Consider the following 24697-nt stretch of genomic DNA (forward strand, 5'->3'; position numbering starts at 1 on the left):
CGTCCGCATGGCACTTAGATCCGACTGGTCCCGGCGCACCTGCAGCATGGCCCGCGGCCTGGATATCCTCGGCGACCCGTGGGGCATGCTGGTCCTGCGCGAAGTCTTCTTCGGCAACGGCCGCTTCGACGCCATCAAAGAGCGGCTGGGCGCGGCGGATTCGGTCCTCACCCGGCGGCTCACGGCCCTGGTGGCGGCCGGCCTGCTCACCCGCAGGCCCTACGACGACGGCGGCCGGCAGCGCCAGGAATACGTGCTCACCGCCAAGGGCGAGGACGTCCTGCCGGTGCTCAACGCCGTCGTGCTGTGGTCCGAAAAGCACCTCCCGGCGCCGTCGGAGCGCGCCCACATGTTCGTGGTCCACAGCGGCTGCGGGCAGCGGACGTCCTCGGCGGACAGCTGCACGGCCTGCGGTGAAAGGCTCACGGCCGGGAACACGAGTTGGCACAGCCTCACCCGGACCGACCACCCGGTACCCCTCGCCACCGCCTCGGCGGGGCAGAAGACCGGCCCGAAGAACGGAACAGCAGCATGAGCGCGCCCCGGACCACGTCCCGTCCTCCCGTCAACCGCCGGTTGCACCCGGCCTGGATGGTCGCCGCCGTCGCGTTCCTGGCGCTGGTGGGCGCCGCCGGCTTCCGGGCCGCCCCGGGCGTGCTGATGGTGCCCCTGCAGAACGAGTTCGGCTGGTCCACCACTGTCCTGTCGGCGGCCGTCAGCATCAACCTGGTGCTCTTCGGCCTCACGGCCCCGTTCGCCGCGGCCCTCATGGAACGCTTCGGCATCCGGGCAGTCACCTCGGTGGCGCTGGTGCTGATCGGGGCCGGCAGCGCCCTGACTGTCCTGGTCAACCAGTCGTGGCAGATCCTGCTGACTTGGGGACTGCTGATCGGGCTCGGCACCGGATCCATGGCGCTGGTGTTCGCCGCCACCATCGCGAACACCTGGTTCGTGAAGAGCCGCGGGCTCGTGATCGGCATCCTCACCGCCGGCAGCGCTGCAGGGCAACTGGTGTTCCTGCCGTTCATCGCCGCCCTCGCGCAGAGCCCGGGCTGGCGGCAGGCCTCGCTGCTGATCGCCGCCGGGGCGCTGGCCGTGGTCCCGCTGGTCCTGAAATTCCTGAAGAACTCACCGGCCGACGTCGGGGCGCTGCCCTACGGCGCCGAGGCCGCGGCGCCGCCGGAATCCCCGGCAACCGCGTCCGCGCCGGCCGAACCGGTGGAACCGGCGGAGCCCCGCCGGAACGCCGCCGTTCGCGCGCTCCAGGTCCTCAAACGCGCCAGCCGGGTCCGCACGTTCTGGGCCCTCGTGGCCGGTTTCGCGATCTGCGGAGCCACCACCAACGGACTAATCGGCACGCACTTCATTCCCTCCGCACACGACCACGGCATGGCCGAAACCACAGCGGCAGGCCTGCTCGCCGTCGTTGGAATTTTCGACATCCTCGGAACCATCGCCTCGGGCTGGCTCACGGACCGGTTCAACCCGAGGATCCTGCTGGCGGTCTACTACCAGTTCCGGGGCATCGGGCTGCTGGTGCTGCCGCTGCTGCTCAGCGCCGAGGTGCAGCCCAGCATGATCGTGTTCGTGGTCATCTACGGCCTGGACTGGGTGGCCACCGTACCGCCGACCGCCGCGATCTGCCGGCAGGTGTTCGGGGCGGACGGCAGTGTGGTGTTCGGCTGGGTCTTCGCCGCCCACCAGCTCGGCGCTGCCGCGGCGGCGCTGGCCGCGGGGGCCGTCCGGGACGCCACCGGCCAGTACACCTACGCCTGGTTTGCTGCCGCGGCCATGTGCACCATTGCCGCCGTCATCAGCGCCACCATCCGCAAGGAGGCCGGAGAAAAGGCCAGGATCCCGGTCCCGGCCTGAGGACTCGGTAGGATAGGCGGCGGGGGCCGGGACAGCCGCCGCCGGCGCGCCCCGCCCCGTCCCGCGGCAGCAAATATTGGGGGATCCACACATGTCAGTGCTCGACGCCGAAAACCGGCATGCCCGGCCGCCGTCCGGGAGCCGGGTGGAGCCGCCGTCGGACCCGTCGCGGCAGAGACGCCGTCCCCTCACCCCGGCGGGCGCCCTGTTGCCGCTGGGCGCGGCCGCCGTGGCCCTCGCAGTGTGGCACTGGCTGAGTGTCTGGGGCGAGCAGGGCCTCGACTTCAGCGTCTACTGGTACGGCGGGAAGATCCTCAACGACGCCGGCCCGGCGGCCTCGGACCTCTATGAAGGCAACGTTGACTGGGCCGGCGGACCCGGCCTGCCGTTCACGTACCCGCCCTTCGCGGCCCTGCTCTTCAGCCTGCTGGCTCGGCTGCCCGAGACGCTGGCGCTGAACTGGTTCAACACCGCCGGCGTGATCGTTGCGCTCTGGGTCGCTGTCCGCGCGGTCCGCTACTGGACGGCTAAGGCAGACTGGCGCGCGGCCTTCCGCGTCCCGGCCAACGGCTGGGCCGCGGCCGTCCTGGTCCTGGCCGTGCTCAACCTCGGCCCCTGGCGCGAAACCCTGGCCTTCGGGCAGATCAACATCCTGCTGATGGGCCTGATGGCGGCGGACCTGCTGGCCCGGAACCCCCGCTGGTCCCGTGGCGTTCCCGGCAGCGGGTTTCTGGTGGGTGTCGCCGCGGGAATCAAGCTGACGCCGCTGGTGTTTGGGCTCTATTTCCTGGTCCGCAAGGACTGGCGGGGCCTGCTGAACATGGGTGCGGGATTCCTCTTCACCGTGGTGCTCGGCGCGCTGCTGCTCCCGGCCGAGTCCCTGCAGTTCTGGTTCCGGATCCTGCCGGACACCTCCCGGATCGGCGGCGCCGGCTACGTCGACAACCTGTCCCTCAAGGGCGCGCTGCTGCACTTCGGCGTTCCCGAGGGCGCCGTCACCGTGCCCTGGCTGGTGCTGAGCCTGCTGGTGGTGGCGCTGGCGGCCGGCGTCATCAAAGCCGCGAGCGAGCAGGGCGCCCGGGTGGTCGCCATCTCGGCGACGGCATTGACCATGCTGCTGATCAGCCCCGTCTCCTGGTCCCACCACTGGGTGTGGGTCGCCGTCGTTCTTCCCGCCTTCGCTTGGACGCTGCGCGAAATGCCGCACCGCTACCGCGGAACCCGCTGGCTGATGGGCGGTGTGCTGGGCGTCTCCGTGCTCGTGTTCCTCTTCTCCCCGAAGACGATCGGAACGGCCCTCGGCGCGCAGGACCTCAACGTCCAGACTCCCGGGCTTTGGATCATGGCGTCCAGCGCCGGGGTCTTCTGCGCCCTGGCCCTCCTGCTGTGCTGGCAGCTCGCCCTGCGCCGCGGGTCCCTGGCACTCGATGCGGACACAACAGCGGCGCCGGTCCGCGGACCGGCCGCACCGGCCCGTCTAGGCTGAAGCGTATGACCCAGACGCCCGGTTCTTCCGCCCCTGTCCCGGTCCAGCGCAGGACGGCACTGGTCACCGGCGTTGGACGGCTCGCGGGTCTGGGAGCCGGCATCGCGCGCCGGCTCGCGGCCGACGGCTGGGACCTCGTCATCACCTACTGGCAGGACTACGACACCCGCATGCCCTGGGGCGTCCAGCCGGACGACGTCGAGCGCCTCACCGCCGAACTGCAGGCCACCGGCGCAGCAGTGGTGGCGGTGCCCGCCGACTTCGAGGATCCGCAGGCCGTGGACCGGCTGATGGCCGCGGCGGCGGACGAGGCCGGCACGCTGCAGGCACTGGTGCTCAGCCACGCGGAGTCCGTGGATTCCGGCATCCTGGACACGTCGCTGGAGAGTTTCGAGCGGCATTTCGCTGTCAATACCCGGGCCAGCTGGCAGTTGATTGCCGCGTTCGCCCGGCAGGCACCGGCCGACGGCGGTACGATCGTGGCGCTGACCAGCGACCACACCGCGTTCAACCTCCCGTACGGGGCGTCCAAGGGCGCCCTGGACCGGATCGTGATGGCCGCGGCGCGGGAGCTGGGCCCGCAGGGGATCAGCGCCAACGCGCTCAACCCTGGCCCGGTCGACACCGGCTGGATGGATCCCCAGCTGCGCGGGGAACTGGCCCGGCGGCAGCCCGGCGGGCGGCTCGGCACTCCCGCGGACGTGGCCGGCACGGTGGCGTTCCTGCTCTCGCCCGAGGGCCGCTGGGTCTCCGGCCAGCTGGTCAAGGCCGACGGCGGCTTCTCGGCCTGATGCCGGAAGGCCCCGTGGCCGCCCGTCCTAGCGGAAGGCGGCCAGGCCGGTGATGTGCTGGCCCAAAACCAGCGTGTGCACCTCGTCGGTGCCCTCATAGGTACGGACCGACTCCAGGTTGGCGGCGTGCCGCAGCGGCGAATAGTCCAGCGTGATGCCGTTCCCGCCGAGGATGGTGCGCGCCTCGCGGGCAATTGTGATCGCCTCCCGCACGTTGTTCAGCTTGCCGAGCGAGATCTGTTCCGGCCGCAGCGACCCGGCGTCCTTGAGCCGGCCCAGCTGCAGCGCCAGCAGGGTGCCCTTCTGGATCTCCAGCAGCATGTTCACCAGCTTCTCCTGGGTCAGCTGGTAGCCGGCCAGCGGCTTGCCGAACTGCAGCCGCTCCTGCGAGTACCGCAGCGCCGCCTCATACGAGTCCCGGGCGGCCCCCATGGCGCCCCAGGCAATCCCGTACCGCGCCTCGTTCAGGCAGGAGAACGGGCCCCGCAGGCCTCGCGCCGCGGGCAGCATCGCCTCCGGGCCCAGCCGGACGCCGTCGAACGCCACATCACACTGGATCGAGGCGCGCATCGAGAGTTTCTGACCGATCGGCGTCGCGGTGACCCCGGGGGTGCCGGCGGGGACCACGAAGCCGCGCACGCCGTCGTCGGTCATGGCCCAGACCACCAGGACGTCCGCCACCGAGGCCAGGCCGATCCAGCGCTTCGCCCCGTCCAGGACCCAGCCGGCGCCGTCGCCGGTCCCGTCCCGGCGGGCAAAGGTCTGCATGGCGGCGGGGTCGGATCCGGCGGTGGGTTCGGTTAGGGCGAAGCAGCCGATCAGCTCGCCGGCAGCCATCCGGGGGAGCCATTCCTGCTTCTGCTCCTCCGAGCCCCATTTGTGGATGGCGGTCATCGCCAGGGAGCCCTGAACGGAGACGAACGTCCGGATGCCCGAATCGCCGGCCTCCAGCTCCATCGCCGCCAGGCCGTATTCCACCGCGGAGCGGCCCGGGCAGCCGAAGCCCTCCAGATGCATGCCGAGGACCCCGAGTTCGCCCAGTTCCGGGGCCAGCTCCAGCGGGAACACACCGTCCTCGTACCAGCGCGCGATGCCGGGCCGGATCCGCTGGGTGGTGAAATCGCGGACCTTTTCCCGCACGGCCAGCTCGCCGGCGCTCAGCAGGGAGTCGATCGCCAGGACATCGGACACATCTGTTGCTGCAACACTGCTCATGGGAGCATCCTACGTTCCGGTGCGGGCGCCGTCCCCGACGTTCCTGCCCGGTTACTTCCGGACCCGCGCTCCGATCGCGGCCGACACGCCGGTGTCGCGGTCGGGTCCGGGGGCCGGCGGGAAAGTAACTGGGCCGGAGCGCCGCCGGACGACCCCGGGCCTACACTGGTGCCATGGACACCGCTTCTGTGCTTGCCGTCTGCCGGGTACATCAGCTGCTCAGCGATGCCGGAAGCGTGGGCGTGACCGCGATCGACAAACGCCCCGTGGACGGTCCGGTCAAGGTGCACCGGCTGGGACTCCACGGCGACATCCAGGCCAGCCGCATCCACCACGGCGGCGAGGACCAGGCGCTCTACGCCTATTCCCAGGACGACGCCGACTACTGGGCTGAGGAACTCGGCCGGGATATCCCGCCCGGGTACTTCGGCGAGAACCTGCGGGTCGCCCGCGTTGATGCCACCAACGCCGTGATCGGCGAACGCTGGAAGATCGGCCTCGACGTCGAAGTGGAGGTGACCTCGCCCCGGATGCCCTGTGCCACGTTCCAGCGGCGGACGCAGGTGCCCAACTGGGTGGCAAGGTTCGGCGAGGCCGGCCGGGTGGGCAGCTACCTGCGGGTGGTCCGGACCGGCACCATCGCGGCGGGGGACCATATCCACCGGATCTTTGTCCCCACCCACGGCGTCACCATCGGCAAGTGGTTTAGCGATCCCACGCTCGAGGACATGGAGGCGCTGCGGGACGCGGACGCCGACGGCGAAATCCGCCTCCAGCCTGAGTACCACGAGTATTTCGAGAAGCTGGGGCGCCGGCTGGGGCAGTAGCGGCGGAAACGGCAGTGTGCGCAAGCTCACCGCCGCAGGCGGGGCCGCCCGTTAGCACCTACGCCGCGGCATGCCCTACACTTGAAATATCCCCCACTCCGGAAATCCCTTATTCCTGCCCAATTCTTGAGGCAGGACTGGTAAGTGTTGGGGCCCGCAAAACTGTGTTGCGGGCATTTTCATAGGGAGAGCCGGCTAAAGAAAACGCTGTACAGACTGCTGGGATAGCAGCCAAGAGATGCAGCGGGAAGTCCTGCCACGGGATTGCGAAAGCGCCGGGCTTCTATGTGACCGGCCGGTCAAAGTATGCCCGGCACCATGTGTCACGCGTACTGCGGCTCCGCTCACCTCGGGTTGTGCCGCCTGGCCCCTATGGATGAGGAAGATTCCCCTATGCCCGAAAATCAGGACAACTCCGTCGACACCGAGAACACCAGCGCCGACGTCGAGTTCACCGCACCGGCTGCCCCCGCCGCAGCCGACACCGCTGACACCACCGCCGATAACTCCGGCGACGACGACGGCGGCCTTCGCTTCGTTGACCTCGGCATCGACGCCCGCGTCCTCGCCGCCCTGCAGGACGTCGGCTACGAGAAGCCGTCCCCGATCCAGGCAGCGACCATCCCGGTCCTGCTCGAGGGCCGCGACGTCGTTGGCCTGGCCCAGACCGGCACCGGTAAGACTGCAGCATTCGCAGTACCGGCGCTGTCCCGGCTGGCCGAACTCCACGACCTGAACGGCCCGTCCCGCAAGACGCAGGCCCTGGTCCTGGCCCCGACCCGCGAGCTCGCCCTCCAGGTCGCCGAAGCCTTCACCTCCTACGCCAAGCACATCGACGACTTCACCGTCCTGCCGGTCTACGGCGGCTCCGCCTACGGCCCGCAGCTGGCCGGCCTGCGCCGCGGCGCCCAGGTTGTTGTCGGTACCCCCGGCCGCGTGATCGACCACATCGCCAAGGGTTCCCTGGACCTGTCCGAACTCCAGTACCTCGTGCTGGATGAGGCAGATGAGATGCTGCGCATGGGCTTCGCCGATGACGTGGAGCAGATCTTCCAGCAGACCCCCGAGGGCCGCCAGGTTGCCCTGTTCTCCGCCACCATGCCGAGCCAGATCCGCCGGATGTCCAAGCAGTACCTGAACAACCCGGCCGAGATCCAGGTCAAGTCCAAGACCACCACCGGCGCCAACACCCGCCAGCGGTACCTGCAGGTCATGGGCCCGCACAAGCTCGACGCGCTGACCCGCATCCTCGAGGTTGAAGAGTTCGACGGCGTCATCGCCTTCGTCCGGACCAAGATGGCCACCGAGGACCTCGCCGACAAGCTGCGCTCCCGCGGCTTCCAGGCCGCCGCCATCAACGGCGACATCCCGCAGCAGCAGCGTGAGCGCACGGTCGATGCACTGAAGGAAGGCCGCATCGACATCCTCGTGGCCACCGACGTCGCCGCCCGCGGCCTGGACGTCGAGCGGATCAGCCACGTGATCAACTACGACATCCCGCACGACACCGAGTCCTACGTGCACCGCATCGGCCGCACCGGCCGCGCGGGACGCTCCGGCGACGCCGTGCTGTTCATGACCCCGCGGGAGAAGTACCTGCTGCGTTCGATCGAGAAGGCAACACGCCAGCCGGTCGAGCAGATGCACCTGCCCACTGCGGAGACGGTCAACACCCTGCGCCTGGGCAAGTTCGCGGACAAGATCACCGAGACCCTCGAGTCCGAGGACGTTTCGGCCTTCCGTGACCTGATCGCCTCCTACGAGGAAGAGCACAACGTTCCGGCCGCCGAGATCGCCGCCGCACTGGCCGTTATGGCGCAGGGCGGCCAGCCGCTCCTGGTCAAGGAACTGCCTGCCGCTCCGGAATTCCAGAAGCGCGAACGCTCCAAGGACGGCTTCGGCTCCCGCGGCCCGACCCGCACCCTGACCGAGGGCAACGCCACCTACCGGATCGCCGTCGGACGCCGCCAGCGCGTTATGCCGGGCTCCATCGTCGGCGCCATCGCCAACGAGGGCGGCATCTCCTCGGCCCAGATCGGCGGCATCGACATCCGCTCGGACCACTCCCTCGTGGAGCTTCCGGCGGACCTGAGCCCCGAGCAGCTGAAGGCCCTGTCCCGCACCCGGATCGGCGGCGAGCTGATCCACCTCGAGCTGGACAACGGCCGCAAGCCTTCCGGTGACCGCGGCGCCTACCAGGGCAACCGGGGCGACCGTGGCGAGCGCGGCGGGTACTCCGGTGGCAGCGGCAACTTCAAGGGCAACGGCGGCTTCAAGCGCGAATTCCGCAAGAACGACGGCGAGCGTTCCTCCGCGGACCGCGGCGGCCGCTCCTTCAGCGACCGCAACGAGCGCGGCGTCGGCGCGGACACCCGCAAGCCTCGCCACGAAGGCGGCTTCAAGCCCCGCAACAAGTGGTAACCATTAGTTCCTAGGCAGCACCGGAACAGGCCGGCTCTTTTGAGCCGGCCCGTTCCGCGTTTCCGGGCCGCGCGGCGCGGCATGCCGGTTCGGTGCAGGACCCGCGAGTCGGCTTCGTCACATCACTGGTGCGGACCGGTCGGATCGGGGCTGCGGAGGACGGTCGAAGGCCCCGGAAATCCCCGAAACCGCGTGGGTTTCGGCGCGATGGGCAGGGGAGGTCGGCCGATTTGTTGGGAGCGGAATCTTCCGGTAGAGTATTTACTCGTTGCCCCCCTAGCTCAGTGGTAGAGCGCGTTCTTGGTAAGAACGAGGTCACCGGATCGATTCCGGTGGGGGGCTCTGAATGAGGGCCTGCGTCAAGGCGGTTTTTGACCGGCCTGACGCAGGTTTTTCTCATTCGTGGCGGTGTAGCTCAGTTGGTTAGAGCGCACGACTCATAATCGTGAGGTCGGGAGATCGAGCCTCCCCACCGCTACAGAATGACCCCGCAGGCCAAGCCTGCGGGGTCTTTTTGTGTTCGAACGTGCCACCCCCAGATGTTCCGGCGCTTTTGGCGCCCCGGGCGTCCAATTCCAGCCAAAGATGTTATCGCAATGTTCACCGGAAAGGCGTGCGGGGAGGTAGGCTCTGCGCTCGGGGGGATATTGTGCGTTGGCTGTTGCTTGTGGTGATCATATTGGGGCTGTCCGGGTGCGGCGCGGTGGCTGCGCCTGCACCGGAAGCGGCCCAACGAACCGTTCGTGCCGTCATCGGCGCGGACAATGTCGCCGTGACGATCCCCGCCAGACCCAACGGCACGCTCATGATTGCGGCCCACGGGCACGGCGGCACCGTCGAGGAGTGGCAGGCGGGAACTGACCAGGCGGCGCTGCTGGAGGCCCTGCTGGGGGCCGGCTACAGCATCGCCAGCTCGGACGCTGGCGGGAACGTATGGGGCGCCCCCGCCTCGGTCACGGCCTACGAGGACCTCTATCATTGGGCGGCGCGGGAAGCGGGTGCCCGGCATGTTGTGCTGCTGGGGCAATCGATGGGCGGGCTTCCCGCACTGCAGCTCGTCGGACGCATCCCGGCCACCGCGTTCGTGGGGATTTACCCGGTCTGCAACCTCGCGACCATGACCGACAAATTTCCCACTTTCTGCCAGGCGTGGCCCGATGGCGCCCCCGCAGACCTTTCGCCGGTCAGCCCGCCCTACCCGCCCGGGTTCAGGGCGCTGTTCTTCGCGTCGCCGCAGGACACCACCGTTCCCAAAGCCACCAATACGGACACTTGTGCTGCCGTTGCAGCCGCCGCGGGAGCCGACGTGACGGTAGTGGCGGCCGAAGGTGAGCACGGTGATCCTTCCGTGTTCCAGCCTGCCAGGGTTGTTGAGTTCCTCAGCGCCGGTTGACGCCTAACCGCCCGCGTCTACGTCCAACTCTGCCGGGAACACGCTAGGCCTGCCCGGGGAAGTGGGGGCATCTGGTGCGGCTCCGGTTCAAGTGGGACAGAATGGGACGATGACGCGAATCGCAATCATCGGCGGCCACGGCAAGGTGGCTTTGGAACTCTCCGGCATCCTGACCAAGGACGGAGCCGAGGTGACATCGATTATCCGCAATCCCGATCACCGCGACGACGTGGCTGCCACCGGCGCCACCCCGGCGGTCCTGGATGTGGAGAGGTCCACGACGGCGGAACTCGCCGCGGCACTGACGGGACACGACGCCGTCGTTTGGTCCGCCGGAGCCGGCGGTGGCAGCCCGGAACGCACCTACGCGGTGGACCGGGACGCGGCGATCCGATCCATGGACGCCGCAGCGGAAGCCGGCGTGCCCCGTTACGTCATGGTCTCCTATCTGGGGGCTGGGCCGGACCACGGCGTCCCTGCGGACAGCAGCTTCCACGCCTACGCGGAGGCCAAGGCCGCTGCGGACGCCTACCTGCGCGGCACCGGTCTGGCCTGGACCATCCTGGGACCAGGGTCCCTCACGGACGGCCCCGGTAACGGACTGATCGACGTCGCCCCGGCGGACACTTCAGCCGGCACCGGTACGGCGCGGGCCAATGTGGCTCTGGTGGCCGCCGCCGTCCTGGGACTGCCCCAGACTGCCGGCCGGACCATCGAATTCCGGGACGGGACGCTGCCGCTGGCCGCGGCGCTGGAGCCGGCGAAGTAGCGGCGCGCAGGACCTTTCCGCTGTAGACGCAAAAAGAGCCGGACCTTTCGGATCCGGCTCTTTTTGCGTCTGGTGGCTCTCCCGCCTGGCGGGCGGGGCGTCCTAGGACAACTGGGTGGCGAACACTCGGCCCAGGTAACCCTCGTTGGGCTGCATGCCCGTGCCCGAGTAGGCCCACAGCGAGCCGTCCGGCCGGCGGGCGACGATGTCGGGGTAGCGGTCACCGTTGAGGTTCCAGGCACCACGCACGGCGTCGTAGATGTTCCACCCGGTCCCGACCTTCCGGGGCGTGGAGAGCCGGCCCGCACCATCACCGGGGTAGAGCAACAACGTCCCGTCCGGGAGCCGTGCCAGCACGTCGTTCTTGCCGTCCGCGTTGTAGTCCCCGACGCCGAAGAGCTGGTCGAAGACCTCCCAGCCGAAATTGCCGATCTTCGTGGGTATGCCGAGCCCGGAACTGGTGCCGTCGACCCGTCCGGTCCCCGGGTACACCCAGAGGGAGCCGTCGGAGCCCCGCGCCAGAAGGTCGTTCTTGCCGTCGCCCGTCAGGTCGCCGGTCCCGGAAAGCGTCGTGAACGCCTCCCAGCCGAAGTTGCCGATCTTCCGCCCCGGCGCATAGCCGTTACTGCTCGAGTTCACCTGCCCGGTGCCGGAGTACAGCCACAGGGACCCGTCAGGCATGCGGGCAATCAGATCATTCCGGCCGTCGCCGTCCAGGTCGCCCACGCCGGTCAGGGCGTTGAAGGCATCCCAGCCGAAGTTGCCGATCTGCACTCCGGCGCCGTACGACCCCGCGCCATTGCCGGCGTAGAACCACAGGGTCCCACCGGGTCCGCGCGCGATCAGGTCCGCGATGCCGTCGCCATTGAAGTCGGGCGTGGCGACGAGCATGTCGAAGGCATCCCAGCCGAAGTTGCCGATCTTGCGGCCGCCGGAATAGCCTTCGTCCCGCATGCCGGTGCCTGCGTAGAAGTAGACGGAGCCGTCGGGCTGGTTGGCGATCATATCCGCCATCCGGTCGCCGTTGGCGTCCCCGGTGCCCAGGATGGTGGTGTAGATGCCCCACCCCGATCCGATCTTGGTGGCGTTGATGAGTTTCGCCTGCCCGGTGTTCGAATACATCCACAACGTGCCGTCCGGTTTCCGGCCGGCAAGGTCGTTGGTGCCGTCGCCGTTGAAGTCCTGGAGGGCGATCAGCTGGTCGAAGATCTGCCAGCCGAAATCGATCTCGCGCGCCGCGCCGGGCCGGCCCGTGGCGGTGCCGGGGTAGAGCACCAGCACGCCGTCCGGTCGCCGGGCGAGCAGATCCGGTCGGCCATCGCCGTCGAAGTCCCGGACCCCCAGGAGCGCATCGAACGCGTCCCAGCCGAAGTCGCCGACCTTCACACCGCCGGAGTACCCCTCGCTGGTGGCTGATACGGAGCCGTTTCCGGCGTAGAACCAGAGCGACCCGTCCCATTTGCGGGCTATCAGGTCGTTTCGTCCATCGCCGTTGAAATCACCCACGCCGATGACGCTGTCGAAGATCTCCCAGCCCGTTCCAATCCGTCGGCCCGCACCCTGACGGCCGGTTCCGTCGCCGGGGTAGAACCAAAGCTCACCGTTGGCCTTGCGCTGGAGGACGTCCGGGATGCCGTCGCCGTTGAAGTCACCGGGAGCGATGAGCAGAGGCTTGGCAGGGGGAAGGGTGTCAATGGTGATGCCGGCGGCGACGTCGGAGATCCAGTCCACGGTCACCCTGGTGCCGGCGTGGGTGGTGAAGGTTTGACCGGCCTGCCAGGCGGCGTTCGAGGTGTAGTACGTCGAGTAGTAGGTGGTGGTGCTGGGCGGCAGCGAAATCGAGCCTGCGCCGAACGACTGGACGATCTTGACGCCGCGGTTCCCGTTGACCGCGGCGGCCGCGTCGCCGCCGATCGGGAGGCGGAGCTCGACGTAGTAGATCTCCCCGCTGAGCGGGTCGGTGAATTTCACGGCGCGGTTGTCGGCCGCGCTGCTCCAGGCCTGCAACTGGTAGGAGGCTTTTCCGGAGGCCGTTCCGATGTTGTAGACCTCGTTGCCGGCGCCGAACCCGCCGTATTCGTACATCGGCGAACTGACGACCGGGCGGCTCAGCTGCGAGACGCCCATCAGGTCCAGGTTGTCCTTGTATTCCTGGACCGAGCAGCTGGGGTCGGCGAAGGAGCCGTCGGCGTTGGTCGCCACGTCCACCGCCCCGCTGGTGCACTGCAGCGCGTTGGCGTGCATAAGGCCCAGCACGTGTCCGAACTCGTGCGACAGCACACTCTTGGTCAAGTTGGCAGGAAGCGGCATGATGACTTTTCCGCTGGTCCCGCTATAGCTCCAGCCCGCGCCGTAGGCTCCATCGGAAAGAGTGCCCGTCGACACGAAAACCACCAGGGCCGTGTTGGAGCTGGGGGCCCAGCCCAGTTCGGTCGTGATGGTGTTCATCATGTCCGAATAACGTTGGGTGGACGTCGCCTTGCTGGTGGGGTACTCCACCGACGCGACGCTCATGGACAGGCGCCCATTGGACTCGGCCTGCCAGTAGTCGCTGCTGGTGGTGATCGCGGCCCTTGCATCTGTTTCCGAGATAGCCGCTTTTTTGTCGGCCAGCTGCACCAGCGCCAGCCGGACCTTGATGTCGCCCCGGCGGTCAAGGGCGTAGGCCTCGGTCGAAATTGCCGGGCGGGTCGGCACACCCTTGTTGCCCGCGGGCGGCGGCGTCTCGAAAGTGTGCTCGACGAGTGGCGCATCGCCGGGCGCAGCCGCGTCCTGCGAGGGAACCGCGGTAGTGCCGGCGGGCGCCGGGACGCCCGGCTGCGGGGGAGCCGAGATGACCGTCGTCGACGTGGGATCAGTCGGCGAGGGCGCCGCGGGGGACGTGGCACTGGTTCCGGAAGCCGTCGGCGCGGCAGTTGGCGTTGCCACCGGGGTCGCCGCAGCAGGCGTCACCGCGGCAGTCGGGGCGGGCGCAGGTTCGGCTGACGCCGGCGAACTTGTGACAGCGGGCAAGGTGGCCAGAGAAAGGACCAGCGCTACGATCCACGCGGTCCTCTTCCGTATTGAGTTCACTGTGTGTCTTTCATGAGACCGCCGCCCCGCTGAAGGCTCAGCGAAACGGCCGGGAGACCGGGAAGTGAGGCCAGTCTACGGACGGCACGCCGCCAGACCCGGCAAGCTGCAACAATCTTTCGGCTTAGTTGGCGAATCGTTGCCGAAACTTGAGCAAAGCCTGCGACGGTCCCGGCGATGCGGCAATCCTGCGTTACCGGGGCAGCTCCAGTTCCAAGGCATTCGCCTCGACGAAGTCCAGGGCGTGCCGGATGGCGCCGACCGTGACGATCCCGTCGCCCAGCGGCGAAACCGTCACCCGCGGGGGAGTGGCGGTGAAGCGCGGCAGCGCGGCGGTGATGCCGGGCAGCAGTGCCCCGGCCGAGTCCGCGACGGCGCCGCCGATCACCACCTGCTCGGGGTTGAGCAGGCTGGCGATCGCGGCGATCACCCGGGCCATCCGCTCCGCGAGCCGGTCCAGGATGGCCAGTGCGGCGGGTTCCCCGGCGGCGGCATCCTCGAAGACCCGCAGCGCGCTTGCCTCGCCGCCGGAAGCGGGTCCGCCGGACGCGGCCTGCCATTGCCGGGCGAGGCTCGCAATGCCGTCGCTGGAGCCGACGCCCTCCACCATGTCCAGGAATCCCATCTCGCCGGCGCCGCCGCCGCGGCCGTGCAGCAGCCGGCCGGACTCCAGCACGCCCGCGCCGAGCCGCTCGCCAGCCAGCAGCACCACGAGGTCGTCCACTCCCGCGCCGGAGCCGCGCCAGCGTTCGCCGAGCACGGCCAGGTTGGCGTCGTTCTCCAGCAGCACCGGCCAGCCGTGCAGGTCCTGCAGGGCCGAGCGCAGCCCGACGTCGAACAGGCTCCAGAAGTGCTGGGCGGCCAGTACCTTGCCGTCGCGGTCCACCGGGGCGGCAATGCCGGCGCTGACGGTCAGGACGTTCCCGGGGGCCTCGCCAGCGGCCGCCAGCGCATCCCGGCACGCCCGGTCGACGACGCCGATCCGCTCGCCGGCGGGGATGTCCGCGGCGCGGAAGTACCCGCTGGCGCGGCCAAGAACGGTGCCCCGCAGGTCGGCGACCGCGGCCGTGGTGGTGGCGGCGCCGATGTCGATGCCGAGGACGACGCCGGCCCGGGCCCGGAGTTCGAAGCGCCGCGCCGGCCGGCCTTTCTGCGGGCTGCCGGCTGCCTGGCCCCCGGCGGGCAGGGCATCTTTGCGCGGCGCGTCCAGTTCGCGGATCCAGCCGCGCCGGATCAGGTCCTCGCAGACGGCGATCACCGAGGCCCGAGTGAGGCCGGTTGCCGCCATCAGCTCCGTTCCGGTGGCCACCTCGGTGCCACGGATGGCGGCCAGCACCGCCTGGGCGTTGACCCGGCGCAGCAGTTGGGGCGTGGCGGCGGCCTGGCGCTTCGGAATCTTGACCTCCTCATGAGTGCGGACCCATAATTGATCCGGCAATAGATTTAGCTTCTATCTAAATTATCAGACACGCTGTTATCAGACACCGCACCCCAGCCCCGAAGGATTCACCTTGTCGAACACCGCCACGCTGGCAACCCTGTCCGGTTCCGACCTCGCCGCCGACCCCAACTGGTGGCGCCAGGCGTCCGTGTACCAGATCTACCCGCGCAGCTTCTCCGACTCCAACGGTGACGGACTGGGCGACATCAAGGGCATCACGGCCAAGGTGCCGTACCTGAAGGCCCTCGGCATCGATGCCGTCTGGCTCTCCCCGTTCTACCCCTCGGCCCTGGCCGACGGCGGCTACGACGTCGACGACTACCGCGATGTCGACCCCAAGCTCGGCACGCTGGAGGACTTCGACGAGATGTCCGCCGCGCTGCACGCCGCCGGCATCAAGCTGATCGCGGACATCGTCCCGAACCACTCCTCCAACCGCCACGTCTGGTTCCAGGAGGCCCTCGCCTCCCCGCGCGGCTCGGACGCCCGGGAGCGCTACATCTTCCGCGATGGGCTTGGGCAAAACGGTGAGATCCCGCCGTCGGACTGGGAATCCGTCTTCGGCGGACCGGCCTGGGAGCGCATCACCGAACCCGACGGCACGCCCGGCCAGTGGTACATGCACATCTTCGCCAAGGAACAGCCGGACCTGAACTGGTCCAACCGCGAGATCCGCGATGACTTCCTCAAGACCCTGCGCTTCTGGTCCGACCGCGGCGTGGACGGCTTCCGCGTGGACGTCGCGCACGCCCTGACCAAGGACCTCACCGAACCGCTGCTGTCCAAGGTCGAACTGAGTGAGGCCAACTCCGGCACCGACGGCTTCGACGACGGGTCGCACCCGTTCTGGGACCGCGACGAGGTGCACGAGATCTATGTCGAATGGCGTGAGGTCTTCAACGAATACAACCCGCCGCGCACCGCCGTCGCCGAGGCGTGGGTGCACGCCAGCCGGCGTGCCCGCTACGCCAGCCCGCAGGGGCTGGGCCAGGCCTTCAACTTCGACCTGCTGCAGGCCGACTTCGACGCCGACGAGTTCCGCGAAATCATCACCCGCAACCTCGCCGAGGCCACCGAGTCCGGTGCCTCCTCCACCTGGGTCTTCTCCAACCACGACGTCGTCCGGCACGCCACCCGTTACGGCCTGCCCAAGGGCGGCGGGCGGCACGCCAAGGGCCAGGACGGCAAGGGCTGGCTGCTGGCCGGCGCCCCGGCCGAGGAACTCGATGTCGACCTGGGCCTGCGCCGCGCCCGCGCCGCGACCCTGCTGATGCTGGCCCTCCCCGGCTCCGCCTACCTGTACCAGGGCGAGGAACTGGGCCTGCAGGAAGTCGCCGAGATCCCGGATGCCGAGCGCCAGGACCCCACCTTCTTCCGCAACAAGGGCGTGGAGATCGGCCGCGACGGCTGCCGGGTGCCGCTGCCCTGGTCCCCGGAGGGTTCCTCCTTCGGCTTCGGCGACGGCGGCGCCCACCTGCCGCAGCCGGCATGGTTCTCCCGCTACGCCGTGGCCGCCCAGGACGGCGCCGAAGGCTCCACCCTGGAGTTCTACCGCAAGGCCCTCAAGCTGCGCCGCGAACTGCAGACCTCAGAAGAGCTGGAGTGGCTGGAGACCGGCCACGCGGACGTGCTGCACTTCCGCCGCCACGGCGGCTGGCAGTCCGTGACCAACTTCGGGGACGACGCCGTCCAGCTGCCCGCCGGCGAGGTGCTGATCAGCAGCGGCCCGCTGGACGGACAGCTACTCCCGGGCAACACCACCGTCTGGCTCCGGTGAGCACCCAGGAACTGATCCCCAGCCAGGAACTGATTTATGGCTGCATGGGCCTGGGCGGGAGCTGGTCGGCGGAGCCGTACTCGTCCGCGCACGTGGACGAGGCGGCCGCCGCCGTCGACGCCGCCCTGCAGGCCGGCATCACGCTGTTCGACCACGCCGACATTTACCGCAGCGGCAAGGCCGAGGCGGTCTTCGGCGAGGTCCTGGCGCAGACCCCGGGCCTGCGGGAGCGGATCCGGCTGCAGACCAAATGCGGCATCCGGCTGGGGGAACAGGGCCTCGACGCGTACTACGACCTGAGCCGGGAGGGCATCCTGGACCGGGTCAACGAAAGCCTGGCCCGGCTTAAGACGGACTACGTGGACGTGCTCATGCTGCACCGGCCCGACCCGCTGGTGGATCCCGCCGAGGTTGCCTCCGCCGTCGGCCAGCTGATGGCCGAGGGCAAAATCCGCGCGGTCGGCGTGTCCAACATGTCGGCGCCGCAGATTGAGCTGCTGCAGGACCGGCTCGAGGCTCCCGTGGTGGCCAACCAGTTGGAGATGAGCCTGTCCGCACGGGCCTGGCTGGAAAGCACCGTGCTGGTCAACCACGCCGAGGGCACGGACTACAGCTTCCCGCACGGCACCGTGGAGCATTGCGTGCGGAACGGCATCACCCTGCAGGCCTACGGGGCCCTCTCCCGCGGGCTCTACACCGGAGCGCCGGCGCCGGCCCCGAGTGCCGCGGAGGAGGCCACCGCCGTCCTCGTGGCCGAGATGGCCGCGGCGAAGGGCACCACGGGCGAGGCGGTGCTGCTGGGCTGGCTGATGAAGCACCCGGCCGGGATCGCCCCGGTGATCGGCACGGCCAAACCCGAAAGGATCCTGGCCTGCGCCGGGGCCGCCGAGGTGGCCGCCGCCATGAGCCGCGCCGAGTGGTACCGGCTCTGGATCACGGCCCGGGGCAGCAACATCCCCTAGGCACGCACCGGCGTCGTGTTCAGCCCCCAACCGGCTCGCAGTTGTTGCCGTTTAGACCGCTCTAAACGGCGACAACTGCGGGCCAGTTTCGCGTCCGGGGGTGATTTTGGTCGTATTGGTCGCCCCGAACAGGGGTATTACTTGGCGGCGGGCCGGTCCGGGCAGCTAGCGTAGAGACATGACCTCTACCACCACCGCCGGGATTGTCCGGCCCCAGCGCAACGTCCCGGCCGAAATTGCCCGCTCCTGGCTGCTGGTCAACGCCATGAAGCCCGAACTCTTCGGACAATCGGCGGAGTCCCGCGCGGACGCCATCATCCTGGACATCGAAGACGCGGTGGATCCCTCGCAGAAGGATGCCGCCCGCGAGCACGTCGTGGACTGGCTGACCGCCGGCGGCAGCGCCTGGGTCCGGATCAACGATGCCACCAGCCCCTTCTGGGCCGATGACCTCGCCGGACTCCGCGGCACGCCCGGACTGCTCGGCGTGATGCTCGCCAAGACCGAATCCGCGGACCAGGTCACCGAAAGCTTCCACCGTATGGACGGCAAGACCCCGGTCATCCCGCTGGTCGAATCCGCCGTCGGCATCGAGGAAGCTAACAACATTGCCCGGGCCCAGGGCGCGTTCCGGCTGGCGTTCGGCTCGGGCGACTTCCGCCGCGACACGGGCATGGCCGCCACCCCGGAGGCGATGGCCTACCCGCGGGCCAAGCTCGTCGTCGCCAGCCGCGTCGGCAACCTGCCCGGCCCGATCGACGGCCCCACGGTCGGCACCAACCACCCGATCCTGCGCGAGCAGACCGGCATCACCGTGATGATGGGCATGACCGGCAAGCTCTGCCTCGCCATCGACCAGACCCACGTGATCAATGAGGTCATCAGCCCCACCCCGTCCGACGTCGCCTGGGCCACCGACTTCATGGCCGACTTCGAGGCCAACGGCCGCGTGATCCGGGACGGCTCCGACCTGCCGCGACTGGGCCGCGCCGAAAAGATCATGAAGCTCGCGGTAGCCTTTGGGGTGCAGCCGGCCCTGTAGCCGGACCCGAACCGAGGAGACCCCGTGACCGATGCCCGCTATCTGGTCCACGGGGTCTTTTGGGATGGTCACCCGCCGGCCGAGGGGCACGACGCCGGGTACGACGCCGGCGGCGCGGCCCTCCGCCTGCAGGACCCCTCGGGCGGCTTCACCGAGGTGGCGCTCGACGCCGGCACGCGGCTGGGCTTCCGGCTCGCCACGCCGGGTAAGCACTGCCTGGGCCACCACAAGGTGCACGGCCCCGCGGACCGGGACCACGTCGTCTGCCCGGACCAGGCCCCGGCCGCCCGCGGAAACCAGTGCGGGCCGTGTTTCGCCGTCGACGATTCACGGCTGATCCACGATTTCCACCGCGGCGGGCGCGTCCCGCCCGGCTTGCGCGCCTACCTGATGCAGCCGCACTGGCTCTACATCGCCACCTTCGCCAGCGGCGCCTGCAAGGTGGGCACCGCCTCACAGCTGCGGAAATGGCACCGGCTCGCGGAGCAGGGCGCCGTCGTCGCCCGCTACGTCGCCCGCGCTGGGGACGGCCGGATCGTCCGGATCCTGGAGGACCAGGTCACCCGCGACGCCGGGCTGCCGCAGCAGGTCCGCTCGGCTGCGAAGGCCGCCGGACTCACGGCACCGGCTGCCGCCACAGAACTCGATGAGCTGAACGGCCGGCTCGCCGCGGAGGTCCGGACCCTGCTCACCGGCGCCGGCGTGGAGGGCTTCGAGGTGGTGGACGAACGCTGGCAGCGGCCCGCGCTGGCCGATGCCGCCTGCACACCCGCTGCCCGGCATGCCTACCCGCACGACCTCGGCGCCGACGCCCACGGCTTCGTCGTGTCGTCGCTGAGCGGCAGCATCGCGCTGGCCCGGCTGGACGGCGCCGACCTTGACTTTGTGGTCAACCTCGGCGGGCTGAAGGCGCGGATGATCGAACTCGGCGACCACGGCTCCGCGGTCCCCGCAGTCCAGGAGTCCCTGTTCTGAACTGCCCCCGGCGCCCCCGGTAGACTGGGGCGGTGCTGAACGAATTCTGGGCCACCGCGCCAACCACCTACAAGGTCCTCGTTTTCAGCGCGATGGGCCTGATCGCCGCCGGCATCATCCTCAATCTGGTCGGCAACAACACCGGCAACCAGACCCTCGCGCTGGCATCGCTGGCCGTGATCGGGCTCGGGCTCATCCTGCACATCGCCGGGATCGTGGTCCGCGGCCAGACGATCCGGAAAAACCTCAGGCGTTAGCGGCAGCGTTCCGCAGCACATGGCTCCGGGCGTGCTCCACGGCCCCGGGCAGGCTGTCGAACAGGTGCTTATGGTGCCGGAGCGAGCGGATCACGCCAACGTTGGTCACCAACTCCAGGTGCTGGGGCTGGACGCCCTTGAGCAGCACCGTGACGCCGCGCAGTTCCAGCGCCGAGATCACCTCCACCAGGGTATGGGCGCCGGTCGCGTCAAGCATCCGCACCTGCGAGAGCCGGATGATCGCGACCTGGATGTCCCTGACCTGGCTGATTTCCTGTAGGACCCGCTCCGCCGCCCCGAAGAACATGGCGCCGTCCAGCCGGAAGATGGCGATGTGGCCGTCTCCGGGCGCGGGCGGCCCCGGGATGTCCTCGCGCTCCACCCCGCTGAGGGAGGCAAACTTCCGCAGCGTGAACACCGCCGCCGCAACGAGCCCGATTTCAATTGCCACGATCAGGTCGAACGCCACGGTGATCAGGGCGGTCAGGATGAAAACGAAGGCATCGGCACGGGTGGAGCGCAGCACAGCCGCCACGGTCTGCCGCGACACCATACGCGTGGCCGTGACCATCAGGATGCCGGCCAGGACCGCCAGCGGGATCCTGCCCACCAGAGGCGCCGCAAGGTAGATGATGGCCAGCAGTACCAGGGCGTGCACAATCGCCGCGAGCCGTGTTTTGGCTCCCGAGCGCACATTGACGGCGGTCCGGGCGATCGCGCCGGTGGCCGGCATACCGCCGAAGAGCCCCGCCGCCACCGACGCCAGGCCCTGGCCGGTGAGTTCGCGGTCCGGGCTGTACCGTCCGGTGGGGCGGCCGTCCGGGCCCACCATGCCGGCGGCCACCCGGGCGGACAGCAGCGACTCGATGGCCGCGAGTGTGGCGATGGACACCGCCGGCATGAGGAGCCCGCCCAGCGCCGACGGATCCAGCACCGGAAGTGCGGGGGCTGCGAGCGAATGCGGCAGGGCGCCGATCCGCGGGATCTGCAGATCCAGGAGTTCGGCGGCCAGAGTGGCCAGCAGCACCGCTGACAGGCTGGCGGGAATGGCCTTGTTGAGCCGGGGGAGCAGGACCATCACCGCGGCGACCCCAGCCACAACGGCCAGGGTCTGCAGCACGGCAGGGGCAGAGGCTCGCGAAGCGCTCTCGACGGCGGCCAGCAGCGTGTTGTGGCCCGGCACTCCCGCCGTCCCGGTGGCCATGGGCACCTGCTGCAGGAAGATGATGGCGGCGATGCCCAGCGTGAAGCCCTCCACCACGGGCCACGGGATGAAGGCGACCGCACGGCCGAGGCCGCTGATGCCCAGGACGATGACCAGCAGCCCGGCCAGCACGGACACCAGGGCAATGCTGCCGGCGCCGTGGGCAGCGACCACGGGGGCCAGGACCACCACCATGGCGCCGGTGGGCCCGGAAACCTGCACAGGCGATCCGCCCATCACGGCGGCCACCAGCCCGGCCACCACCGCCGTGACGAGTCCGGCCTCGGCCCCCACCCCGGAACTCACCCCGAACGCGAGGGCCAGCGGCAGGGCCACAATGCCCACGGTGATGCCGGAGAGCAGGTCCGTCCGCCAGGACCTGCGCAGCCCCTCGTAGTCGCGGACGGACGGCAGGAACCGGGCCAGGTAGCCCCGGGAGCTGCGGCCCGCTGTCCCGGCGGTCACGTGGCGGAACCCTGGAGGTGCGCGGCCGGCAGTTCCTGCGCGAGCCGGAGTTGCTCGCCCGACTCCGCCAGGCTGTCCAGCAGGAAGAGCCGGGCAATCGCCAGCAGCTCCGCGATCTTCGGGTGCGCCAGCCGGTATGTGACGGCATTGGCCGTCCGGACCGAGGTCACCACCCGGTGCCGGCGCAAAGTGGCCAGGTGCTGGGACAGGTGCGAGGCCTCCAGCCCCGTCTCGGCCAGCAGGTGGCTGACCGGCGCCGCGGTGTCCGGCGCGGCCGCCAGCAGTTCCAGTACCCGGATCCGGGCCGGGTGGGCGAGGGCCTTGAACAGATTGGCCTTGATCTCGTACAGAGGGGCCTGCGCTGCGGGCATCATCGGAAGGACCTGCGCTCTCCCCGCGACTGGAACACCGGGCCACGGATTGCTGAATTGATGTTTCCATCATATCGCTGCTGGGCACGCCCGCCCGGTGCCTGTAACGCGCAAGGCCCGTCCGGGGCAGGGCGCTAGGCTGGAGCCATGACTATCAATCCGGATCTGCAGGGCCGCAGTTACCCTGCCGCAGAGGTGTACGACGTCGGGCGCGAGAAGATCCGCGAGTTCGCGCGCGCGGTCAAGGCCACCCACCGGGCCCACTTCGAGGTGGACGCCGCCCGGGCACTGGGCCACGGCGACCTGGTGGCCCCGCCCACCTTCGCCATCATCGTCGCGCAGCGCGCCGATGCGCAGCTGATCGAGGACCCTGATTCCGGCATCGACTTTTCCCGCGTGGTCCACGCCGACCAGCGCTTCGTCCACCACCGGCCGATCGTCGCCGGCGACCGCCTCGTCGCCGAGCTCCACGTCGACGGCGTCCGCGCCATGGGGGGCGGCGCCATGATCACCACCCGCTCCGAAATCTTCGCCCTCACCGGCGGCGAGGCCCCCGGCGGTTCGGCCGGCCGCGAGCCGGTCGCCACCACTACCTCGTCCATCCTGGTCCGCGGAGAGGGACAGTAGCCATGAGCATCGACATCGCAGAACTCACCGTCGGCCAGGAAATCGGCGGCCGCACCATCGTGGTCACCCGCACCGACCTCGTCAAGTACGCCGGCGCCTCCGGCGACTTCAACCCGATCCACTGGAACGAATCCTTCGCCACCGGCGTCGGCCTGCCCGGCGTGATCGCCCACGGCATGTTCACGATGGGCGCCGCCGTCCAGCTTGTGACCGACTGGGCCGGCGACCCGGCCGCCGTCGTCGACTTCCAGACCCGCTTCACCAAGCCGGTCCCGGTGGCCGACACCACCGGAACCCCGGAGCCCGGCGCCGTGATCGAAGTCAGCGGCGCCATCGGGGCGCTCGACGCCGACGCCGGCACCGCCCGCGTGGACCTCACCGTTGTCGCAGGCGGGCAAAAGGTCCTGATGAAGGCCCAGGCCGTCGTCAGGCTGGCCTGACCGGATGATGCTGCCGTGATGGCGCGAATTGCGCAGACGGCCGAAGTCACCCGGTGGCGCAACGCCGTCGTGGCCGCCTATGCCTTCAGCGGCATTGCCTTCGCCAGCTGGGTGTCCCGGCTGCCGGCCATCCGGGACGGGCTTGACCTCACGCCCGGAAACGTCGGCCTGCTGCTGCTCTGCATGACGCTCGGCTCCTTCGTCTCGGTGTCCGCGTCCGGGCTGATCGTGCTGCGCTTCGGCTCCAAGCAGACCATCCGGATCGGCAGCATCATGGTGGGCGCCGGCCTGGTCCTCGCCGGATTCGGCACCTCCGTCCTGGTCAACCCGCTGGCGGTGGCGGCGGGCCTCGTTGTGGTGGGCCTCGGCACCGCCAGCTGGAACACCGCCTCCAACGTGGAGGGCGCCGCCGTCGAGCGCGCGGTGCGCCGCCACATTATGCCCCGGCTGCACGGCGCTTTCAGCCTCGGCACCGTCGCCGGCGCGGGAGCGGGCGCCTGGGCCGCCGGCGCCGGCGTGCCCGTCTTCTGGCACCTGGGCGCCGTGGGACTGCTGGTCGCAGCCTCCGTGGCCTCGGCCGCCGGCTGGTTCCGCGCCGACGTCACCCCGGTGGAGGAGAAGACCTTCACCCCGGCCGGAACGGACACCTTCGAGGACCCCTCCACCGGCCCGCTGCCGATCATCAGCCAGGCAACGCAGGGCCCGGAACAACCGCTGGACAACAAACGGCAGATCGCGCAGGCCTGGCGGGACCGCCGGACCCTGCTGCTCGGCGTCCTGGTGCTGGGGCTGGCCCTGGCCGAGGGCGCGGCCGGGGACTGGGTGGCTCTGGCGCTCGCCGACGGCCACGGCCAGTCCGACGCCGCCGGAGCCGCCGGCTACGGCCTCTTCGTGACCTTTATGACCGTGGGCCGCTTCGCCGGGACCCTGGTGCTGGACCGCTTTGGCCGGGTACCCGTGATGCGCTGGTGCGCGGCGCTGGCCGTGGCGGGACTGGGCCTGTTTGTCTTCGCGCCCGTGCCCTGGCTGGCCTACACGGCCCTGGCGATCTGGGGGCTCGGCGCCTCGCTGGGCTTCCCGGTGGGCATGTCCGCCGCTGCCGACGACCCGGTCAAGGCCGCTGCGCGCGTCTCGGTGGTGTCCACCATTGGCTACGGGGCGTTCCTCTGCGGGCCGCCGCTGCTGGGCCTGCTGGCCGAGCACGTGGGCATCCTGCACTCGCTGCTGGCCGTCATGGTGATGCTGGTGGTCAGCTTCCTGCTCTCCCCGGTGGCCCGTAAGGCCGCCTAG

The 24697-nt window shown here is 69.7% G+C and carries 21 protein-coding genes and 2 tRNA genes; 18 read left to right on the forward strand and 5 right to left on the reverse strand.

The genetic code is table 11. From position 1 onward, the window contains the following. Nucleotides 1-7: 7 nt before the first annotated feature. From AC6I9V_RS11810 to AC6I9V_RS11825, 4 genes are all read left to right on the forward strand, one after another. The gene (locus tag AC6I9V_RS11810) at nucleotides 8-535 is read left to right on the forward strand and encodes a winged helix-turn-helix transcriptional regulator (protein ID WP_497899580.1); all 528 of its coding nucleotides are present in this window, start codon (nucleotides 8-10) and stop codon (nucleotides 533-535) included. Continuing rightward, nucleotides 532-1872: an MFS transporter gene (locus AC6I9V_RS11815; RefSeq protein WP_497899581.1), complete on the forward strand. Its 1341-nt coding sequence runs from the start codon at nucleotides 532-534 to the stop codon at nucleotides 1870-1872. The genes AC6I9V_RS11810 and AC6I9V_RS11815 overlap by 4 nt, the downstream gene beginning before the upstream one ends. Before the next feature lie 91 nt (nucleotides 1873-1963). Then, nucleotides 1964-3358: a glycosyltransferase 87 family protein gene (locus tag AC6I9V_RS11820; protein ID WP_497899582.1), complete on the forward strand. Its 1395-nt coding sequence runs from the start codon at nucleotides 1964-1966 to the stop codon at nucleotides 3356-3358. Nucleotides 3359-3363: 5 nt separating this feature from the next. Next, nucleotides 3364-4149: an SDR family oxidoreductase gene (locus tag AC6I9V_RS11825; protein WP_497899583.1), complete on the forward strand. Its 786-nt coding sequence runs from the start codon at nucleotides 3364-3366 to the stop codon at nucleotides 4147-4149. 27 nt (nucleotides 4150-4176) lie between these two features. Here the strand turns inward: AC6I9V_RS11825 and AC6I9V_RS11830 are convergent, their stop codons facing one another. Then, the gene (locus AC6I9V_RS11830) at nucleotides 4177-5364 is read right to left on the reverse strand and encodes an acyl-CoA dehydrogenase family protein (protein WP_497899584.1); all 1188 of its coding nucleotides are present in this window, start codon (nucleotides 5362-5364) and stop codon (nucleotides 4177-4179) included. Between the two features lie 173 nt (nucleotides 5365-5537). Between AC6I9V_RS11830 and AC6I9V_RS11835 the strand changes: the two genes are divergently transcribed. The 6 genes from AC6I9V_RS11835 (at nucleotide 5538) to AC6I9V_RS11860 (ending at nucleotide 10774) form a co-directional block, all read left to right on the forward strand. Further along, on the forward strand, nucleotides 5538-6191 hold the full coding sequence (locus AC6I9V_RS11835) for an MOSC domain-containing protein (RefSeq protein ID WP_497899585.1): 654 nt from the start codon (nucleotides 5538-5540) through the stop codon (nucleotides 6189-6191). A 393-nt stretch (nucleotides 6192-6584) separates the two neighbouring features. Then, entirely contained in the window at nucleotides 6585-8612 is a 2028-nt protein-coding gene (locus AC6I9V_RS11840; RefSeq protein WP_497899586.1) for a DEAD/DEAH box helicase, read from the forward strand. Between the two features lie 270 nt (nucleotides 8613-8882). Continuing rightward, a tRNA-Thr gene (locus AC6I9V_RS11845) sits at nucleotides 8883-8954 on the forward strand. A 62-nt stretch (nucleotides 8955-9016) separates the two neighbouring features. Beyond that, nucleotides 9017-9090, forward strand: a tRNA-Met gene (locus tag AC6I9V_RS11850). A 294-nt stretch (nucleotides 9091-9384) separates the two neighbouring features. Further along, a complete protein-coding gene (locus AC6I9V_RS11855; protein WP_497899587.1) occupies nucleotides 9385-10005 on the forward strand; it encodes an alpha/beta hydrolase in 621 nt (206 codons plus the stop codon). Nucleotides 10006-10114: 109 nt separating this feature from the next. Continuing rightward, nucleotides 10115-10774, forward strand: coding sequence for an NAD(P)H-binding protein (locus AC6I9V_RS11860; RefSeq protein ID WP_497899588.1), 660 nt, complete (start codon nucleotides 10115-10117; stop codon nucleotides 10772-10774). A 102-nt stretch (nucleotides 10775-10876) separates the two neighbouring features. On the opposite strand, the gene AC6I9V_RS11865 is transcribed toward AC6I9V_RS11860, so the two are convergent. Further along, complete coding sequence (locus AC6I9V_RS11865) at nucleotides 10877-13702, reverse strand: FG-GAP-like repeat-containing protein (protein ID WP_497899589.1); 2826 nt, start codon at nucleotides 13700-13702, stop codon at nucleotides 10877-10879. A 337-nt stretch (nucleotides 13703-14039) separates the two neighbouring features. Further along, a complete protein-coding gene (locus tag AC6I9V_RS11870) occupies nucleotides 14040-15284 on the reverse strand; it encodes an ROK family protein (RefSeq protein ID WP_497899590.1) in 1245 nt (414 codons plus the stop codon). Between the two features lie 73 nt (nucleotides 15285-15357). Here AC6I9V_RS11870 and AC6I9V_RS11875 point away from each other — a divergent pair, with 73 nt between their 5' ends. From AC6I9V_RS11875 to AC6I9V_RS11895, 5 genes are all read left to right on the forward strand, one after another. Further along, on the forward strand, nucleotides 15358-17064 hold the full coding sequence (locus tag AC6I9V_RS11875; protein WP_497899591.1) for a glycoside hydrolase family 13 protein: 1707 nt from the start codon (nucleotides 15358-15360) through the stop codon (nucleotides 17062-17064). Further along, nucleotides 17061-18026 (forward strand): aldo/keto reductase, encoded by a 966-nt coding sequence (locus AC6I9V_RS11880; RefSeq protein ID WP_497899592.1) that lies wholly within the window; start codon nucleotides 17061-17063, stop codon nucleotides 18024-18026. The genes AC6I9V_RS11875 and AC6I9V_RS11880 overlap by 4 nt, the downstream gene beginning before the upstream one ends. A 178-nt stretch (nucleotides 18027-18204) precedes the next feature. After that, complete coding sequence (locus AC6I9V_RS11885; RefSeq protein WP_349412258.1) at nucleotides 18205-19068, forward strand: HpcH/HpaI aldolase/citrate lyase family protein; 864 nt, start codon at nucleotides 18205-18207, stop codon at nucleotides 19066-19068. Between the two features lie 24 nt (nucleotides 19069-19092). Beyond that, a complete protein-coding gene (locus AC6I9V_RS11890; RefSeq protein WP_497899593.1) occupies nucleotides 19093-20043 on the forward strand; it encodes a DUF2797 domain-containing protein in 951 nt (316 codons plus the stop codon). A 32-nt stretch (nucleotides 20044-20075) separates the two neighbouring features. After that, on the forward strand, nucleotides 20076-20300 hold the full coding sequence (locus AC6I9V_RS11895) for a DUF3188 domain-containing protein (RefSeq protein WP_497899594.1): 225 nt from the start codon (nucleotides 20076-20078) through the stop codon (nucleotides 20298-20300). On the opposite strand, the gene AC6I9V_RS11900 is transcribed toward AC6I9V_RS11895, so the two are convergent. Continuing rightward, nucleotides 20290-21969, reverse strand: a complete 1680-nt coding sequence (locus tag AC6I9V_RS11900) for a SulP family inorganic anion transporter (RefSeq protein WP_497899595.1) — start codon at nucleotides 21967-21969, stop codon at nucleotides 20290-20292. The genes AC6I9V_RS11895 and AC6I9V_RS11900 overlap by 11 nt on opposite strands. Beyond that, nucleotides 21966-22343 (reverse strand): ArsR/SmtB family transcription factor, encoded by a 378-nt coding sequence (locus AC6I9V_RS11905; RefSeq protein ID WP_349412252.1) that lies wholly within the window; start codon nucleotides 22341-22343, stop codon nucleotides 21966-21968. Before AC6I9V_RS11905 ends, AC6I9V_RS11900 begins: the two co-directional genes overlap by 4 nt. A 144-nt stretch (nucleotides 22344-22487) precedes the next feature. On the opposite strand from AC6I9V_RS11905, the gene AC6I9V_RS11910 reads away from it, so the two are divergent. The 3 genes from AC6I9V_RS11910 to AC6I9V_RS11920 are packed head-to-tail and all read left to right on the forward strand — an operon-like array spanning nucleotide 22488 to nucleotide 24697. After that, nucleotides 22488-22967: an FAS1-like dehydratase domain-containing protein gene (locus AC6I9V_RS11910; RefSeq protein ID WP_349412251.1), complete on the forward strand. Its 480-nt coding sequence runs from the start codon at nucleotides 22488-22490 to the stop codon at nucleotides 22965-22967. Between the two features lie 2 nt (nucleotides 22968-22969). After that, entirely contained in the window at nucleotides 22970-23407 is a 438-nt protein-coding gene (locus AC6I9V_RS11915; RefSeq protein ID WP_349412250.1) for a MaoC family dehydratase, read from the forward strand. Between the two features lie 18 nt (nucleotides 23408-23425). Further along, a complete protein-coding gene (locus AC6I9V_RS11920) occupies nucleotides 23426-24697 on the forward strand; it encodes an MFS transporter (RefSeq protein WP_349412248.1) in 1272 nt (423 codons plus the stop codon).

The organism is Arthrobacter sp. SlRoot2-15, assembly GCF_059739345.1.